This window comes from Sphaerisporangium flaviroseum (genome assembly GCF_039537005.1).
Lineage (GTDB): Bacteria > Actinomycetota > Actinomycetes > Streptosporangiales > Streptosporangiaceae > Sphaerisporangium > Sphaerisporangium flaviroseum.
The window spans coordinates 1,306,718-1,321,938 of sequence record NZ_BAAAZR010000001.1; the positions used below are offsets into that span (position 1 = coordinate 1,306,718).

Genomic DNA, 15,221 nt, shown 5'->3' on the forward strand with positions numbered 1-15,221 from the left:
TGTACCTCCGGGGGGATGTGCACCGATCATGTACAGCACAGAGTTATCCCAGCCGACATATCGTGTAAATAGCCGCACAGCAGCCCGCATCAGAATGAGACCCGCCCTACCGATCGCCAAGGCGCACGGCCGCGAGGGCCGGGACATGCTCGGGCTGTGGATCGGGGAAGGGTTGTCCACAGGTGTTCCAGAGCCTCGCTTCGTGGCGTCGGGGTCCTCGTAGACTGGCGCGATGACCTCCCCCGACAACGGCCTCGAGGCGAGCGACGCGCTGCGCGTGCTGAACCGCGTCTTCGGCTACAAGTCGTTCCGCGAAGGCCAGCAGGAGATCATCGACCACGTCGTCGCGGGACACGACGCGCTCGTGCTCATGCCGACCGGTGGTGGCAAATCGCTGTGCTACCAGATCCCCGCGCTCGTGCGCGAAGGGGTCGGCGTCGTCGTCTCGCCGCTGATCGCCCTCATGCAGGATCAGGTGCACGCCCTCACGGCTCTGGGGGTCCGGGCGGGCTTCCTCAACTCCACCCAAGATCACGACGAGCGGCGGCTGGTCGAGTCGGCCTTCCTGGCCGGAGAGCTCGACCTGCTCTATCTGGCGCCCGAGCGCCTGCGGGTCGATTCGACGCTGAGGCTGCTCGACAAGGGCACGATCTCCCTGTTCGCCATCGACGAGGCCCATTGCGTGGCCCAATGGGGTCACGACTTCAGGCCCGACTATCTGGCCCTGTCGATGCTGCACGAGCGCTGGCCGGCCGTTCCCCGCATCGCCCTCACCGCGACCGCCACCGAGGCGACCCACGGCGAGATCGCCTCCCGGCTCAACCTGCGAGAGGCGCGTCACTTCGTCGCGAGCTTCGACCGCCCGAACATCCAATACCGCATCGCCCCCAAGAACGAGCCCAGGCGCCAGTTGCTGAAGCTGCTGCGCACCGAGCACCCCGGCGACGCGGGCATCGTCTACTGCCTGTCACGGGCCTCCGTCGACAAGACCGCGGAGTTCCTGGTCGAGAGCGGCATCCCGGCGCTGCCCTACCACGCGGGGCTCGACGCGCGCACCCGAGCCGCCAACCAGGCGCGGTTCCTGCGCGAGGACGGCATCGTCATGGTCGCCACCATCGCTTTCGGCATGGGCATCGACAAACCCGACGTGCGGTTCGTCGCCCACCTAGACCTGCCCAAATCGATCGAGGGCTACTACCAGGAGACCGGCCGCGCCGGGCGTGACGGCCTTCCCTCCACCGCCTGGCTCGCCTACGGCCTCCAAGACGTCGTGCAACAGCGCAAGATGATCGACACCTCCGAGGGCGACGACGCCCACCGCCGCCGCCTGGGCGCCCACCTCGACGCCATGCTGGCGCTGTGCGAGACGGTCGAGTGCCGTCGAGTCGGGCTTCTGGCGTATTTCGGGCAGAAGAGCACCGCCTGCGGCAACTGCGACACCTGTCTCACCCCGGCGGAGTCGTGGGACGGCACGATAGCCGCGCAGAAGCTTCTGTCCACCGTGGTCCGCCTCGCGCGCGAGCGGCGCCAGAAGTTCGGCGCCGGCCAGATCATCGACATCCTGCTCGGAAAGAAGACCCCCAAGGTCGCCCAGTTCGATCACCACTCCCTGTCCGTCTTCGGCGTCGGCACCGAGCTGAGCGAGCTCGAGTGGCGCGGCGTGGTCCGCCAGTTGCTGGCCCAGGGCCTCCTCGGGGTCGAGGGCGACTACGGCACGCTGGTGCTCACCGAGGCGAGCGCCGAAGTGCTGAGCCGGCGGCGTGAGGTGTCGCTGCGCCGCGAGCCCGAGCGTCCGGCCCGAGCCGCCAAGACCCGCCGCGCCCCCTCGGCCGAGCTGCCCGAGGAGGCCATGCCGGTCTTCGAGCGCCTCCGCGCCTGGCGGGCCGCCACCGCCAAGGAGCAGGGCGTGCCCGCGTACGTCATCTTCCACGACGCGACCCTGCGCGAGATCGCCACAGGGTCACCGTCGTCCCTGGCCGAGCTCGGCAAGGTGACCGGCGTGGGGGAGAACAAACTGGCGAAGTACGGCCTGCAGATCCTGGAGACCCTCACCGCCTCCTGAGCACGCGCGTCCCGTCCGCCGATGTCGTCATCCTGCGATGGCCGTGTCGGGTGACATCCAGCGTCACCCTTCACGGAGGGTCATCATGGCACCGATGACTTCTTCGATGGTTCCCCGGCCGTCTGCCAGGGGAGTGCGGGCAGGCCGTGCCGGGCACGCAGGAGCATCCAGATGACCGGGGCGGCGACCAGGACGCCGGCCAGCACCCACGCCGTCACGGTGGTGCTGAGGTCGAACATCTTCAGCGCCGAGGCGAGCAGCACGAACGCCAGCGCGCGGCGGATGAGCCCGCCAGGGGCGCGGGAGGAGATCCGTGAGCCGAGGTAGACACCGGGAATGGAACCCACCAGCAGCGCCGTGGTGACCGAGAGCTTGAAGTCACCGAACAGCAGGTGGCCCAGCGCCGCCGACATGACGAGGGGAACCGCCTGGACCAGGTCCGTACCGACGAGCTGGTTGGCCTTGAGCGCGGGATAGATGGCGAGCAGCGCCACGATGATCAGCGAGCCGGAGCCGACGGAGGTCATGCCCACCACCAGCCCGCCCACGACGCCGACCACGACGGTGGGGATCGGCCGTACGGACACCGACGGCAGCCCGGTCGCGGCCGGCTCGCCCGGCTCCGCCGTACGGCGGCCGGTCGCGGGGGTGCGGCCTTCCGCCCGGTCGCGCATCGCCAGATAGCCCCGTACGGCCAGGCCCGCCGCCGCGATCAGGAGCGCGACGCCCAGCGCCTTCTGCACCAGGTCCTGGACGTCCTGGCCGTCGCCCAGCGCCCTGGCGACGAGCACGCCGCAGAACGCCGCGGGTATGGAGCCCAGGCACAACCAGCCGACCAGCTTGAGGTTGACGGTCCCCCGCCGCAGATGGACCACGCTGCCGACCGGCTTCATCACCGCCGCCGCCACGAGGTCGCTGGAGACCGCGGTGAGCGGCGGCACGCCGAAGAACGTGACGAGCATGGGCGTCATGAGCGCGCCACCACCCATGCCGGTCAGCCCGACGACGATGGCGACCAGGAACGAGCCGATCGCCATGGTGTAGTCGAAATCCACCTCCCTAACCTATACAAGCCCTAGGGAGTGGCGGGACTATGGCCGACCGGTGGGGTCTCGCGGAGTGGGCCGGATGTGCTGGGCCTTCGCCGACACCCCCGGTCACTCAGGGTCTGGTGTGGCGGCGAGCAGGTCCTCCGGCTTGGAGATCTGGAATCTCCACAGGTCGGTCGCCACTCCGTTGTAGGCCTCCGCGACGGCGAGGGCGACCGCTCCGGTGTCGAGCAGGGCCTGGTCTCCCTCCAGTGCCACCGTGCCGTCGTCCTCCTCGAAAGGGACCACATCGACCTTGACCACTTGCGTCGCGTACGGCAGCAGGGCCAGCACGACCGGAGGGATGTCCTTGTCGTGGACGGCGGTGACGAAGATGTCGGCTCCGCCGTACATGTGGAAACCCGGTTGCACCAGGTGGACGATGCCCTCGTCCAGCTCGGCGGGGCCGGCCGATTCCCAGTTCGCCGACACCGAGTCGGCGGGACGCAGCAGCCCGCGAAGCAGCGGGATCATCTCCTCGGGGGGCGGCATCTCCCCGAGATAGGCGATCGGTCCCCGGCCCTCGGCGTCGGCCGGGTCGCTCATGCTTCCCCGGGTCAGCGCCCAGCCGTCGAGGCGGTGGGCGATCCCCTCCGCGAGTAACCTGTCGAAGCCGTCCATGGGGAGCGGGCCGTCGGCGACGATCCGATAGGCCCACAACCGGTCCTCGTCGTGGATGTTCAGCTTGCGAAGCTCGGGCTCGCCGAGCTCGACGCCGGCCTCCACCCGAAGCCCGGTGAGCACGATGTCCGCGCCGTCCAGGCGCGCGGAGGGATCGGCGAGCTGGATGATCTCCAGAAGCGCCGCAGGGCTGGACGCGGACTGCGACAGAGCGGTGGGACCGGTGCGCAGGCGGCTGAGAGACAGGCGATCCGACAACCAGCTCATCACATCTCCTCGTGATCGAGATGCGACCGACGATATCCAGAACCGCCGCCACTCGCGATGCTTCTCCCCGGTGGATATCGGAAACCGGCCGCTTCGGCGCCGCCGCCGGTGCGAAGACCCGGACGGATGGGTCCACGACATCACCCCTACCGGCCGGCCGCCACGGGATCACCGGCAATATTCTGGAGTCATGCACTCGGCCGCACCCGCTGAGAGAGCCGCACCATGACAGAGCGCAAACCGCCCGGAGTGAGCTTCGAGACGTGGATCGACAGGCAGATCCGCGAAGCGATGGAGCGTGGCGAGTTCGACGATCTGCCAGGTACCGGCAAGCCCATCCCCGACCTGGACAAGCCGTACGACGAGCTGTGGTGGGTCAAGCAGAAGCTGCGCCGCGAGAACGTGTCCTACCTGCCACCGACGCTCGCCCTGCGCAAGGAGGCCGAGGACGCGCTCGCGGCGGCGTCCGCGGCCGAGTCGGAGCACGAGGTACGGCGCATCGTGGCGGACATCAACGAGACGATCCGCAAGGCGATCAGGACCGGCCTGTCCGGCCCTCCGCTGAACCTGATGCCGTTCGACGTCGAACGGGTCGTGCGTGAATGGCGCCGGGAGCACTGGGATTGACCGTGGGCGTTCCGGCCTCCCGGCCGCCTTCGATGCCGGGGCCGCGGTAGAGCCGCTCGGGCGCGCCGGGCCCCGCGTGGTAGGGCCTTCACCCGTGGCCGGGGCGACGCGGACGCCCGCCCTAAACTGAGCGGACGCTTGATCGAGGAGGCGGCCGATGCGGCACACCGCTCTTGAGGAGAACGACGAGCGCGGCTCGGACGGCGCGCTGGTCGCCGAGGGGGACTTCACCCACGTGTTCTGCGACCGGACGACCCGCCGGCCCGTACCGATCGAGGGCGACATGCGAACCGCGATGGAGAGGCTGGTACTCGGTTGAGCAGGAGCGTGCGGACCGCGACGGCCAGGGTGGTGATCGCGTGAGCAGGAGCGTGCGGATCGCGACGGCCAGGGTGGTGATCGTGTGATCACGAGCGTGCGGATCGCGACGGCCAGGCCGGTGATCGCGTGAGCAGGAGCGTGCGGATCGCGACGGACAGGCCGGTGATCGTGTGATCACGACGCGTGCGGCCGTGCTGGTCGAGTCGGGCCGGCCCGCCCCCTATGCCGAGTCACGCCCGCTGGAGATCCGCGAGCTCACTCTGGCCCCGCCCGGCCCGGGGGAGTTGCTCGTACGCGTAGGGGCGGCCGGGCTCTGCCACTCCGACCTGTCGGTGATCAACGGGTCCCGGCCGAGGCCGCTGCCCATGGCGCTCGGTCACGAGGCGGCGGGCGAGGTCGTCGAGGCGGGCCAGGGCGCCGAGTTCGCGCCCGGCGACCACGTGGTGCTGACCTTCGTGCCGGCCTGCGGTGACTGTCCCGGCTGCGCGTCCGGGCGGCCGGCGCTCTGCGGCCCCGGCGCGGCCGCCAACCGCGAGGGCGTGCTGCTCGGCGGCGGCCGGCGGCTGTCCGGTGGGGTCGGCCATCACCTCGGCGTCTCGGCCTTCTCCGACCACATCGTCGTGTCCGGCCGCTCCGCCGTCCGGATCGATCGCGACCTGCCGTTCGAGATCGCCGCGCTGTTCGGCTGCGCCGTGCTCACCGGCGCGGGCGCGGTCTTCCACAGCGCGGCCGTGACCCCGCGTGACTCCGTCGCCGTATTCGGTCTCGGCGGTGTGGGCCTGTCGGCGCTGCTCGCGGCCCGGGCCGCCGGCGTCGCCACGCTGGTCGCCGTCGACGTCGTCCCGCACAAGCTGGCCCTGGCACGCGAGCTGGGCGCGACCCACGTGATCGAGGGCGGGCCCGAGGCCGCCGAGGAGGTGCGGGAGGCGACCGGCGGCGGCGCCAACAAGGTCATCGAGACCACCGGCGTGGTCCCGGTGCTCGCGCAGGCCTACGCCGCCACCGCACCGGGCGGCACCACCGTCACGGTCGGTCTCCCCGATCCGGGCCGGGAGCTGAGCCTGCCCGCGCTCAGCCTGGTCGCCGAGGAGCGGACGCTGCGCGGAAGCTACCTCGGCTCGTGCGTGCCGCGCCGGGACGTGCCCCGTTTCATCGGCATGTACCGGGCGCAGGCCCTTCCCGTGGACAGGCTGCTGTCGGACAGGCTCGCGCTCGACGACGTCAACGCCGGGTTCGACCGCCTGCACACGGGCGCGGCCGTGCGCCAGGTGATCGTGTTCTGACACCCACGGGGGAGACCTCGCCCGCCGGAGGTGCCGTGCCGTCCGACTTCCGATCATCGGTCCCCTTCCGCCCGGCGGAGTTATCTTGGGAACCGTGGATGAGAACCGGGCACGGCGGGTCGTGGACGCGCTGCGTGAGCGTGGCATAGACGGTCATCTGGCGAGAGTCGGTGTCGACCAGTTCGGGATACGGGTGTCACTGCCCGGCGGGCGCGAGGCGGAATGGGACACCGACGGCACCGCGGGTCTCGAAGCGCAGGTGATGCGGGACGGCATGCTGGTCGGCTTCGTGCCGATGATCGCCGGGTCCGAGGACTTCGACGAGGCTCAGGTCGTCGACGCCATCGCGCGGACCAACTACGACCAGCCCATCGCCCGGCAACTGCCGGTCGCCCCGCCGCCGGCCCCACCCCTGCCTCGCGCCGGCGGCCTCTTCCGTCGCTTCCTCGACGGTTTCCGCTACCGGTGACGGGCTCCTGGCAGGATGATCGCCACACCGCGGAGACCGCACACATCGCATTCGGGAGACCAGCGCCATGACCCCTGCCAGTGGGCTGAAGCTCACGACCGTCAACATCGACGCACCGGATCCCGCCGCGCTCGCACGCTTCTACGAGCGGCTCCTCGGCTGGAAGATCACCAGGGAGGAGCCGGACGACGTCTTCCTGAGCGACCCCGAGGGCGGAGTGGGGCTGTCGTTCCAGAGGGAGTCGTCCTACGTCCGGCCGACCTGGCCGGCCGGCCCCGGTGACCAGCAGATGATGATGCACCTGGAGATCCGCGTCGACGACCTGGACGGCGCGAGCGCACACGCCGACGCATGTGGTGCCACTCTCGCCGGCTACCAGCCCCAGGACGATGTCCGCGTCTATCTCGACCCGGCGGGGCATCCCTTCTGTCTCTGGCTGGAGTGACAGGCCCGCGACCCGACGAGGTGGCCGTGCGTCGACGGCCGTTGACGCACGTTTGACCTTGACGCGACGTCAACGTGTCTAATGAGGGCATGCGGATCGGCGAGCTCGCCGCGCTGGTCGGGGTGTCCACCCGTACCGTGCGCTACTACCACCACCTGGGCCTTCTTCCCGAGCCGGCGAGGCTGGCCAACGGCTACCGGGAGTACCGGCTGCGGGATTCGGTGGCCCTCGCCCGGATACGGCACCTGGCCGAGCTGGGCCTGTCGCTGGAAGAGCTCCGCGACGCGCTGGCCGACGACGAGGGCCGGGATCTGCGCGAGGTGCTCCTCGAGCTGGACGCCGAGCTGGCCAGGCAGCAGGAGGCCATCGGCGCCAGACGTGACCGGCTGGCCACGCTGCTGGCGGAGGTCGACCTCCACCCCGACTCGATGGTGACCGGTGACATGGCGGAGGTGCTGCGCCACCTGCCCGCCGAGGGCTCGACGTTCGCCCAGGTCGATCGGGAACTGCTGACGCTGGTGAGCGTCATGGCCGACCCCGCCGACCAGGCCCGCATGCTCAAGCTGATGCGTCCCCTCACCGAGCCCGACGCGCTCGCACGCGGCCACGCCCTCTATGCCCGGCTCGACGACCTCGCCGACGCGGAGCCCGATGATCACCGCGTCGCCGTGCTCGCCGCCGACCTGGCCGCCCACATCCCCGATGAGATGGCGAGGCTGATGGTCGCGAACGTGCCCGCTGCCCGGTCCGGCCCTGTCGACAACGCGGACGACGGGCGGTGGCTGGAGGTGCTGTCCGGCGAGGTCTCTCCCGCCCAGGCAGAGGTGTTCCGGCTGCTCATGACCATGCTGAAGGAGAGAGCGTGATGCTGAGGATCGCCCGCGTCGTTCTGTTCGCCGCGATTCCCGCGGAATTGCTGGTCATGGTCCTGCTCGTGTCCGGGGTCTCGCTGCCCGGCGTGGTGGTGGCGGCTGTCGAGACGGCCGTCGTGCTGATCGTCGTCCTGGAGGCGACGGTCGTGTACCGGCTGTTCAGGGCCGAACGCCAGGGTGGCGCGGACCGGCGGGCGGCGCTGCGGGCGACCGTTCATCGGCTGGTGCCCGTCCAGGTGCGCAAGATCATCGATTTCGAGCTCAAGGGCCTGGTGAGCCTCGCCCTGTGGGTCGTCCGGCGCCGCGACGGCGTGCCGCCCGGCGCCACGGCGGTGCCGTACTCAGGGGGGCAGTCGTCGACGCTGCTGGTGCTGCTGTTCCTCATGGCCGTCGAAACGGTGGGGGTGGACGTGCTGCTGAGGGCGCTCGACGTGCCGGACGGGGTGCGCGCCCTGGTGCTGGTGGTGGACCTCTACGGGATCGTGGTGGGGCTGGCGCTCGGCGCGGCCTGCGTCACCCGGCCGCACGTCGTCGCAGACGAGGAACTGCGCATCCGCTACGGCGCGTACTTCGACCTGCGCGTCCCCCGTCACCTGATCGCATCGGTACGGCTGTCTCGCGGCTACAACGAGACCGGCATGGTCGCGGTGGCGGATGGGCGGCTCAGCGTGGCGGTGTCCTCCCAGACCAACGTGGTCGTCGAGCTGACCGAACCGATCACGGTCGTCCGCCCTCTCGGCCGCCGGGCCGAAGCCACCACGATCCGCTTCTTCGCCGACTCACCGGACACCGCCCTCACAGCCCTCCGCGCTCCCAGCATCACGGTGCCGGCCTAGGAGGCCCGTCGGCGGCGCGCCCTGCCGAAGCGGCCCTCTCCTCGAGCTCTTCCTTCACCAGCGTGCGAAGCTCGAGCGCGACATCCTTGCGCTGGGTGCGCGGCAGCAGCCGCGCCACGTCGGACACGTAGCTGTCGATGAGATCGTCAGCGTTCATGACGCCCTCCGTCTTTCAGGAGCTGATCCATGGTGTCGTTCAGGCCACGCCAGCTGTCCGTCAGCCTCTCGTACAGGCGGCGGCCGTCGGCGCTGAGCACGTAGTAGCGGCAGAAGCTCCGGCTGGAGTCGCCGCCGCTCCCGGCTCGGGCGGCCGAGCCGGGAGCGGCGGGGTCAGCACCTGGTGATTCGGGAGTTCACCAGAACGATGTTGCGGATGACGATGTTCCTTCCGCAGGGGTTCTCGGTGATGACCGAGTTCGTCAGGGTCAGGTTCTGGATCGTCACGTCGGACGACACGGGGAACTCCGTGCGCGAGGCGATGCGCACGTCCGAGCCGTTGACCGTGCCGCTCTGCGCGGCGATCGTGACGTTGTAGCAGTTCTCTATCAGGATCGAGTTGCTGCCGGTCTGCGCGATGTCCACCCGGTCGATGACGGCGCCGCCGCTCTCCGAGACGCAGAAGACGCCGCGGCCGCCGCCCCGGGCGATGACCGAGCCGACGCGGACATTGGCCGGGTAGGCGCTGCCGATCCGGCCGTTGCGGTTGGCCATGCGGAACGCCGCGTAGCCCGTTCCGGTGCCCGCGCCCTGCGCGTCGACCGTTCCGACGGTGGCGTTGATCGTGTCGTTCAACAGCAGCCCGGACTGCCCGGTGTTGCGCGCCGTCACGGTGCCTATCGTGATGCCGTCGACCCCGTAGGTCTCGACGCCGTGGCTGTTGCCGCCCGAGGCGTACACGTTGTCGATCCGCACGTTCCTGGTCCGTACGTTGCGGTTGCTGTGGTTGTCGATGCGGATGCCGAGGCCCGCGGAGCCGAGGCGCAGGTCCATCTGGCCGAGGATGATGTTCGTGCCGTTACGGATGAAGACCCCGAAGTACGGCGAGCCGGTGACGTTCAGCCAGGGGACCTCGACATCGGTGACGTTCTGGGCGCGCACCACCGCGTTGTTGGCGCTGATCGTCCCGCTCACGTTGATCGTGCCGCACACCTCAAGCACGGTGTAGCTGGGCAGGTCAAGTGATTGGTTGGCGTTCATCGATCCCGAGCCGCGGACGATCACCTTCTGCTTGGAGGTACGGCCCGCGCTGAGGCTGCCCACCGCTCGCCGCATCGCCTCGATCATGCTGGCGCCGGTGTAGAGGGTGCTGCCGCCGTTGCGTGCCGTCCAGGTGCCGCCGCTCAGCACCGCCTCCGCGTTGAACGAGCCGCTACCGCACGCGGCGGCGTGGGCGGCGGCCTTCACCGCGGCCGCGTACGTGTGCGCGGGGACGCTGACGAGGACGCCGGTTACGGCCAGGCCGAGGGCGGCCAGAACGGTGAGAACGCGGCGCATGCCGCTGATCCCGCCTGAGGGTCGAGGTTCGGTGTTCAAGGTGTCACTGCTCCCATCGGGACGGTGGAAAGCGCTTTCCGAGGTGGGCGGTGGAGAGGCTTCCAGGGCAACAAGAAGGGATTGGTTTAGCGCCCCGCCTAAATCACGGCTGTTCGCGGAGTGTCTCAACCAGGGCCAGCGCACTCACTTTCTCGCCAGGAGTCAACCGTGACCGCCTGGATCCCGTCACGACCTGCGGTCTCTCCGGAAACTTTCACACATTCGACGGGATCGCCCCATGGATGACCCGGCTGGGGCGGGGTGTCGTGCGGGTCCGCGCCGCCGGGCCGGTGTCAGCCCGCTCGCTCGGCGGCGCTGCGCTCGACGCAGAACTCGTTGCCCTCGATGTCGGCGAGGGTGACCCATCCGAGGCCGTCGGCACGCCGGTGGTCGGCCACAAGGGTGGCGCCCAGGGCCAGCAGCCGCTCGACCTCTTCGTCCCGGGTACGGTCCTGAGGTTGCAGGTCCAGGTGCACCCGGTTCTTCGTCGTCTTGGGCTCCGGGACGGTCACGAACAGCAGCGCGATCCCGGGAGCCTCGACCAGCGCCTCAGGATCCCCTGGCTGGTCATCCTCGCTGACGGACGAGTCCAGCACTCCCGCCCAGAAGGTACTCAGCTGATACGCGTCCGCGCAGTCCATCGTTACATGTCGCACCAGAGAAGACATGGCCGTCATTATGGCGTTTCGGCGGACCGTGCCGTCCACCGGTTCTGGCGGAGGCGGGTCATCGGGAAGAGTGGGGCTGCGGGCCGAAGGCGGTCAGGAAGCGGTCGCGGAAGGCGTCCATACGCCAGATCGGGGCCTGCGGACCGGGCTTCAGGCCGTCCTGCCAGCCCCATCCGGAGATCCGGTCCAGGACGGCCCGGTCGCGGGCGACGATCGTGATCGGCACGTCGCGGTCGGCGCCCTGACCGGTGATGATCGGGGCGGGCTGGTGGTCGCCGAGGAAGACGAGCACCAGATCGTCGTCGCCGTAGGTCTCCACGTAGGTGATGAGGCTGTTCAGCGAGTACTCGATGGAGCCCCGGTACGCGGCGCGTACGCGGGCGGGATCACGCCACACCGCCTCCGGCGAGTCGCCGGCCGTGGCCATGGGGCCGAAGACCGAGCCGTCACCGACGTCACCCCAGTCGATGAGCCGGGGCGTGGGCACCCACGGCGCGTGGCTCGAGACCAGGGGCATCTCCGCCATCACCGGGGCGCGGTCCCGCTTCGCCCGCTCCAGGCGTTCGAAGCTCGACAAGGTGTACTGGTCCGGCATGGTGCCCCAGTTGAAACGGGGGCCGCGGTACCCGAGGTTCCGGGCGTCGTACACCCGGTCGTAGCCGAAGAACGCCCCCTCCGGCCAGTCCCGGGTGTTGCCCGGCATGACGCCGACCGTCCGCCACTTCGCCCGCCGGAAGGCGCCGTTGAGGGTGAGGCGGTCGCTCGCGAGCAGGGTGCTGTAGCGCTGCTGGTTGTCGACCCACAGGCCGGAGAGCAGTGTGGAATGGGCGAGCCAGCTACCGCCCCCCGACGTCGGGGAGGTGAGGAAGGCGCTCTGTGCGGCGAACCCGGCCGCACGCAGACGTCGATTCCCGGCGTCGAGCACCGCACCGACCTGCGGCGCGAACTCCGGATCCTCGACCGCGTCGCGCCCGTAGCTCTCGACGAAGGAGACGATGACGTCCTTGCCGCGCAGGGCGGTCAGCAGATCCTCGCCCGGGGTGTCGCGGAAGGCGTCGACGGCGGACTCCGCGGCGAACGTCTTCCTGTCCTGAAGGGCCGCGCGCACCTGGAGCGAATGGTCGTACGCGTGGGCGGCGACCGGCATGCCGGGGACGAGCTGCGCGCCGAGCACGGTGCAGACGACCCACGCGATGCCGAGCACCGCGATGGCGCCGCCCGCCGTGGTGTTGTGCCGGACCACGAGGGAGGTCAGGCGCAGGACCGACAGCGTCATGAGGAGGAGCACGGCGACGGCGAGAGCCGCGGTCGCGACCAGGGCGCCGATCGCGCCGGCCCTGCCGATCGACTCCGTGACGAACTCCGCGGCGGCCCCGACGAAGGTCCAGTCGAACACGGGGTTGAACGGCCGGTCGAGAACCGTGAAGAAGCCCACGTCGACGATCTTCACTATGGTCAGCAGACCGAGGGCCACTCCGGCCAGCGTCGCCACCACCCGCCTCGGCCTCGCCGGCAAGATGAGGACCAGGGCGACGCCGAGGAGCCCTTCCACCGGGATGCGCACGAACGCCGCAGGCGTGAGCCGGCTCACCTCGTCCGGGGCGATGAGGGTGAACAGCACCAGCAGGCAGGCCAGGACGGTGGTCACCCGCGCTGCGACGAGGCGCCTTCCCCGGAGACCACCGCCGGCGTCACCTGCGGCCGCCGCTTCTCGGGAGCGGCCGACATCGGGACCTGCGGCTTCCACATCCCGGGGGCCACCGGCATGGTCGGCCGCGGCCTCCTCGTCCGGCTTGTGCTCCGGGTGGTCGTGTGTCGTCAGGCCGTCCTCCGCGGTCGTCCGTCCCCGAGTCGACCGCCTCTGAAGGCTGGTGAAGAACGACACTGGCGAAGGCCTTTCCGTGCGACGCCTGTGGTGCTTTGACTGCTGCGAAAACCCGCCCACGCACCGCGGGCGGCTCGGGGGCCCCACTTTGTGTACGGCCGACCACCGGCGGTGGTTCAGGGATGGTGACCGATCACCCCGCCTGCCTGATCGGTACAGTTTCGCACCATGTTGCAACGTATGGGTGGGCTACTGATCGCTGCCGTGGGCGGGACGGTCTTCGTCTTCGTGAACACGCGAAGCCCGCTGAATCCCGCGATCGTGGTGGTCCTGCGAGTGCTCGCCGCGATCATCTTGGCCTGCATGGTCGCCATGTGGTTCCTCACCGTACGGCGGCTGCGGACCGGCGGAGGCTCCCCGGAACAGACCCCGGGGCCACGAGGACGGAGCCCGTTCAGCCGTGGCTACTGGCTGGTCGTCATCGCCGAGGTGGTCCTGCTCTTCGGCGGGCTCGCGCTGCTGCGTACCTGGGGCCTGCCTGAACAGGCCAACATCGCGTGGGTCGCGTTCGTCGTCGGCGTCCACTTCATCGCGCTGGGACCGGTCTGGAAGGAGAACAGCATCATGGTGCTCGGCGCGATCATCACCGTGCTGGGCGTCATCGGGTTCGTCATGGCGGCGACCACCGCCCTCGCGTGGGTGCCCTTCGTCAGTGGCGTGCTGTCGGGAGTAACGCTACTGGTGGGCTGCTCCGTCTTCGCCTGGCAGATGAGTACCCAGGTCACGATGTCCCCCAGGCCCTAGCGGGCTGCCCGGGGCGACCCGGGCGCGATGCGCGGCAGGCTGGGACGACGAAAGGCCGGCAGTACGTGCTGCCGGCCTTTCGCATCGGCCGAGGGGTCAGGCCCGGGTCCACTTCTGGTTGGATCCGCCATTGCAGTCCCACAGTTGGAGTTGTGCGCCGTTTGCGGTGTTGCGGTTGACGATGTCCACGCAGCGGTTGGACGTCGGGTTGACCAGGTCGCCGGCCGCGGTGAGCGTGAAGCGCTGGGCGCCGGTGCCGTTGCACGTGTAGAGCTGGATCGGCGTCCCGTTGGCGGTGCCGGCGGCCGCGGCGTCCATGCACTTGCCCATCGCGCGGACCGTGCCGTCGCTGTTGACGGACCATTGCTGGGCGGCGCTGCCGTTGCAGTCGTACATCTGCAGCCGGGCGGCGTCGGCGGGGTTGGCGCCGGGGATGTCGATGCAGCGACCGCTCAGGTTCGACCTCAGCGCGTTGCCGGTCCCGGGGCCGTCGGGGGTCCATGCGGAGACGCGGACGTAGTCGATCAGCATCGTCTGCGGGAACGTGGTGCTGGAGTTGGGGTTGCCCGGCCAGTTACCGCCGACCGCCACGTTCAGGATCATGAAGAACGGGTGGTCGAAGACCCACTGGTTGCCGCGGATGTTGGCCGGCGTGACGCGGAAGTACTCGGAGCCGTCCAGGTACCAGACGATGAGGTTGGGAGACCAGTCGACGCGGTAGCTGTGGAAGGCGTCGGCGAGCGGCGCGCCGATCGTGCGGCTGCCGCCGACGCCGCTGCCGCCGGAGTAGCCAGGGCCGTGGACGGTGCCGTAGACGGTGTTCGGCACGCTGCCGATGTTCTCCATGATGTCGATCTCGCCGGTGTTCGGCCAGTTGCCGCCGCCGAGCATCCAGAACGCCGGCCAGATGCCCTGGCCTCTGGGGATCTTGATGCTCGCCTCGAAGCGGCCGTACGTCTGGCTGAACCTGTCCGCGGTCAGGATGCGGCCGGAGGTGTACTGGCAGGTTCCGTAGTGGCACTGGAGGTTGGACGGGTTCTCCCGGCGGGCGGTGATCGCGAGGTGACCTTGCCCGTCGTGGTACACGTTGCGGGTCGAGTTGGTGTAGTACTCCAGCTCGTTGTTGCCCCAGCCGCCGCCACCAATGTCGAACTTCCACTTGGAACCGTCGACGGACGATCCCGCCGCGCCGTTGAACTCGTCAGCCCAGGTGACAGGACCGATGGCGGCCTCGGCCCGATCATTGCTCGTGATGGCGACCAGACTGCTGGCCAGGGTGACGGCCACGGCCGCGGCCGTGAGAAGGAGCCGGGGTTTGCGCATGAAGACCTCCGGTCTGTGGTCCTTACCAGGCACGGGCTTCCGGCCCACGCCGGCACGTTGTGCGGAGGCGTCCTGTGCTGCCAGAAGTCCTTCAATACTTAAATTAAGAGGATGTAACACCCGCGTCACATCCGTTGTCAATAGGAAGGTTTCTTTATTACTCCGACCAGTCATGGC

At 69.6% G+C, this 15,221-nt stretch carries 16 protein-coding genes; 9 read left to right on the forward strand and 7 right to left on the reverse strand.

The features are described 5' to 3' along the window. Positions 1-232: 232 nt before the first annotated feature. Positions 233-2,062 (forward strand): DNA helicase RecQ, encoded by a 1,830-nt coding sequence (gene recQ, locus ABD810_RS06115; RefSeq protein ID WP_344935245.1) that lies wholly within the window; start codon positions 233-235, stop codon positions 2,060-2,062. A gap of 83 nt (positions 2,063-2,145) precedes the next feature. Here recQ and ABD810_RS06120 read toward each other — a convergent pair whose 3' ends face one another. Further along, a complete protein-coding gene (locus ABD810_RS06120; RefSeq protein ID WP_344935247.1) occupies positions 2,146-3,117 on the reverse strand; it encodes a sulfite exporter TauE/SafE family protein in 972 nt (323 codons plus the stop codon). Positions 3,118-3,219: 102 nt separating this feature from the next. Next, positions 3,220-4,038: a hypothetical protein gene (locus tag ABD810_RS06125; RefSeq protein WP_344935251.1), complete on the reverse strand. Its 819-nt coding sequence runs from the start codon at positions 4,036-4,038 to the stop codon at positions 3,220-3,222. A gap of 225 nt (positions 4,039-4,263) precedes the next feature. Between ABD810_RS06125 and ABD810_RS06130 the strand changes: the two genes are divergently transcribed. The 7 genes from ABD810_RS06130 to ABD810_RS06160 all read left to right on the forward strand — a co-directional run bounded on the left by ABD810_RS06130 (position 4,264) and on the right by ABD810_RS06160 (position 8,891). Beyond that, positions 4,264-4,665 carry a DnaJ family domain-containing protein gene (locus tag ABD810_RS06130; RefSeq protein ID WP_344935254.1) on the forward strand — a complete coding sequence of 134 codons (402 nt, stop codon included), beginning with the start codon at positions 4,264-4,266 and terminating at the stop codon, positions 4,663-4,665. A 157-nt stretch (positions 4,666-4,822) separates the two neighbouring features. After that, a complete protein-coding gene (locus ABD810_RS06135) occupies positions 4,823-4,984 on the forward strand; it encodes an acyl-CoA thioesterase family protein (protein WP_344935256.1) in 162 nt (53 codons plus the stop codon). A gap of 172 nt (positions 4,985-5,156) precedes the next feature. Further along, positions 5,157-6,269 (forward strand): zinc-binding dehydrogenase, encoded by a 1,113-nt coding sequence (locus tag ABD810_RS06140; protein ID WP_344935258.1) that lies wholly within the window; start codon positions 5,157-5,159, stop codon positions 6,267-6,269. Between the two features lie 94 nt (positions 6,270-6,363). Further along, entirely contained in the window at positions 6,364-6,738 is a 375-nt protein-coding gene (locus tag ABD810_RS06145; protein WP_344935434.1) for a hypothetical protein, read from the forward strand. Positions 6,739-6,805: 67 nt separating this feature from the next. After that, entirely contained in the window at positions 6,806-7,183 is a 378-nt protein-coding gene (locus ABD810_RS06150; protein WP_344935261.1) for a VOC family protein, read from the forward strand. 89 nt (positions 7,184-7,272) lie between these two features. Further along, positions 7,273-8,049: a helix-turn-helix domain-containing protein gene (locus ABD810_RS06155; RefSeq protein ID WP_344935263.1), complete on the forward strand. Its 777-nt coding sequence runs from the start codon at positions 7,273-7,275 to the stop codon at positions 8,047-8,049. After that, positions 8,049-8,891: a hypothetical protein gene (locus ABD810_RS06160; RefSeq protein WP_344935436.1), complete on the forward strand. Its 843-nt coding sequence runs from the start codon at positions 8,049-8,051 to the stop codon at positions 8,889-8,891. Before ABD810_RS06155 ends, ABD810_RS06160 begins: the two co-directional genes overlap by 1 nt. Here the strand turns inward: ABD810_RS06160 and ABD810_RS06165 are convergent. From ABD810_RS06165 to ABD810_RS06180, 4 genes are all read right to left on the reverse strand, one after another. Next, positions 8,875-9,048: a hypothetical protein gene (locus ABD810_RS06165; protein WP_344935265.1), complete on the reverse strand. Its 174-nt coding sequence runs from the start codon at positions 9,046-9,048 to the stop codon at positions 8,875-8,877. The two genes, ABD810_RS06160 and ABD810_RS06165, sit on opposite strands and share 17 nt — an antisense overlap. 173 nt (positions 9,049-9,221) lie before the next feature. After that, positions 9,222-10,385 carry a right-handed parallel beta-helix repeat-containing protein gene (locus tag ABD810_RS06170; RefSeq protein ID WP_344935267.1) on the reverse strand — a complete coding sequence of 388 codons (1,164 nt, stop codon included), beginning with the start codon at positions 10,383-10,385 and terminating at the stop codon, positions 9,222-9,224. Positions 10,386-10,717: 332 nt separating this feature from the next. After that, entirely contained in the window at positions 10,718-11,065 is a 348-nt protein-coding gene (locus ABD810_RS06175) for a VOC family protein (RefSeq protein WP_344935269.1), read from the reverse strand. Positions 11,066-11,150: 85 nt separating this feature from the next. Beyond that, complete coding sequence (locus ABD810_RS06180; protein WP_344935272.1) at positions 11,151-12,740, reverse strand: LTA synthase family protein; 1,590 nt, start codon at positions 12,738-12,740, stop codon at positions 11,151-11,153. Positions 12,741-13,157: 417 nt separating this feature from the next. Here ABD810_RS06180 and ABD810_RS06185 point away from each other — a divergent pair, with 417 nt between their 5' ends. After that, positions 13,158-13,721, forward strand: a complete 564-nt coding sequence (locus tag ABD810_RS06185; protein WP_344935274.1) for a hypothetical protein — start codon at positions 13,158-13,160, stop codon at positions 13,719-13,721. 96 nt (positions 13,722-13,817) lie between these two features. On the opposite strand, the gene ABD810_RS06190 is transcribed toward ABD810_RS06185, so the two are convergent. Next, the gene (locus tag ABD810_RS06190; RefSeq protein ID WP_344935276.1) at positions 13,818-15,044 is read right to left on the reverse strand and encodes a ricin-type beta-trefoil lectin domain protein; all 1,227 of its coding nucleotides are present in this window, start codon (positions 15,042-15,044) and stop codon (positions 13,818-13,820) included. Positions 15,045-15,221: the final 177 nt, after the last annotated feature.

What these genes read in the sequence shown, in the direction of transcription:
- ABD810_RS06155 (WP_344935263.1), top strand. Translation starts at nt 7,273, where the DNA reads ATGCGGATCGGCGAGCTCGCCGCGCTGGTCGGGGTGTCCACCCGTACC.
- ABD810_RS06185 (WP_344935274.1), top strand. Translation starts at nt 13,158, where the DNA reads ATGGGTGGGCTACTGATCGCTGCCGTGGGCGGGACGGTCTTCGTCTTC.
- ABD810_RS06190 (WP_344935276.1), bottom strand. Translation starts at nt 15,044, where the DNA reads ATGCGCAAACCCCGGCTCCTTCTCACGGCCGCGGCCGTGGCCGTCACC.
- ABD810_RS06150 (WP_344935261.1), top strand. Translation starts at nt 6,806, where the DNA reads ATGACCCCTGCCAGTGGGCTGAAGCTCACGACCGTCAACATCGACGCA.
- ABD810_RS06125 (WP_344935251.1), bottom strand. Translation starts at nt 4,038, where the DNA reads ATGAGCTGGTTGTCGGATCGCCTGTCTCTCAGCCGCCTGCGCACCGGT.
- ABD810_RS06160 (WP_344935436.1), top strand. Translation starts at nt 8,049, where the DNA reads ATGCTGAGGATCGCCCGCGTCGTTCTGTTCGCCGCGATTCCCGCGGAA.
- ABD810_RS06135 (WP_344935256.1), top strand. Translation starts at nt 4,823, where the DNA reads ATGCGGCACACCGCTCTTGAGGAGAACGACGAGCGCGGCTCGGACGGC.
- ABD810_RS06130 (WP_344935254.1), top strand. Translation starts at nt 4,264, where the DNA reads ATGACAGAGCGCAAACCGCCCGGAGTGAGCTTCGAGACGTGGATCGAC.
- ABD810_RS06165 (WP_344935265.1), bottom strand. Translation starts at nt 9,048, where the DNA reads ATGAACGCTGACGATCTCATCGACAGCTACGTGTCCGACGTGGCGCGG.
- ABD810_RS06170 (WP_344935267.1), bottom strand. Translation starts at nt 10,385, where the DNA reads ATGCGCCGCGTTCTCACCGTTCTGGCCGCCCTCGGCCTGGCCGTAACC.
- recQ (WP_344935245.1), top strand. Translation starts at nt 233, where the DNA reads ATGACCTCCCCCGACAACGGCCTCGAGGCGAGCGACGCGCTGCGCGTG.
- ABD810_RS06175 (WP_344935269.1), bottom strand. Translation starts at nt 11,065, where the DNA reads ATGGACTGCGCGGACGCGTATCAGCTGAGTACCTTCTGGGCGGGAGTG.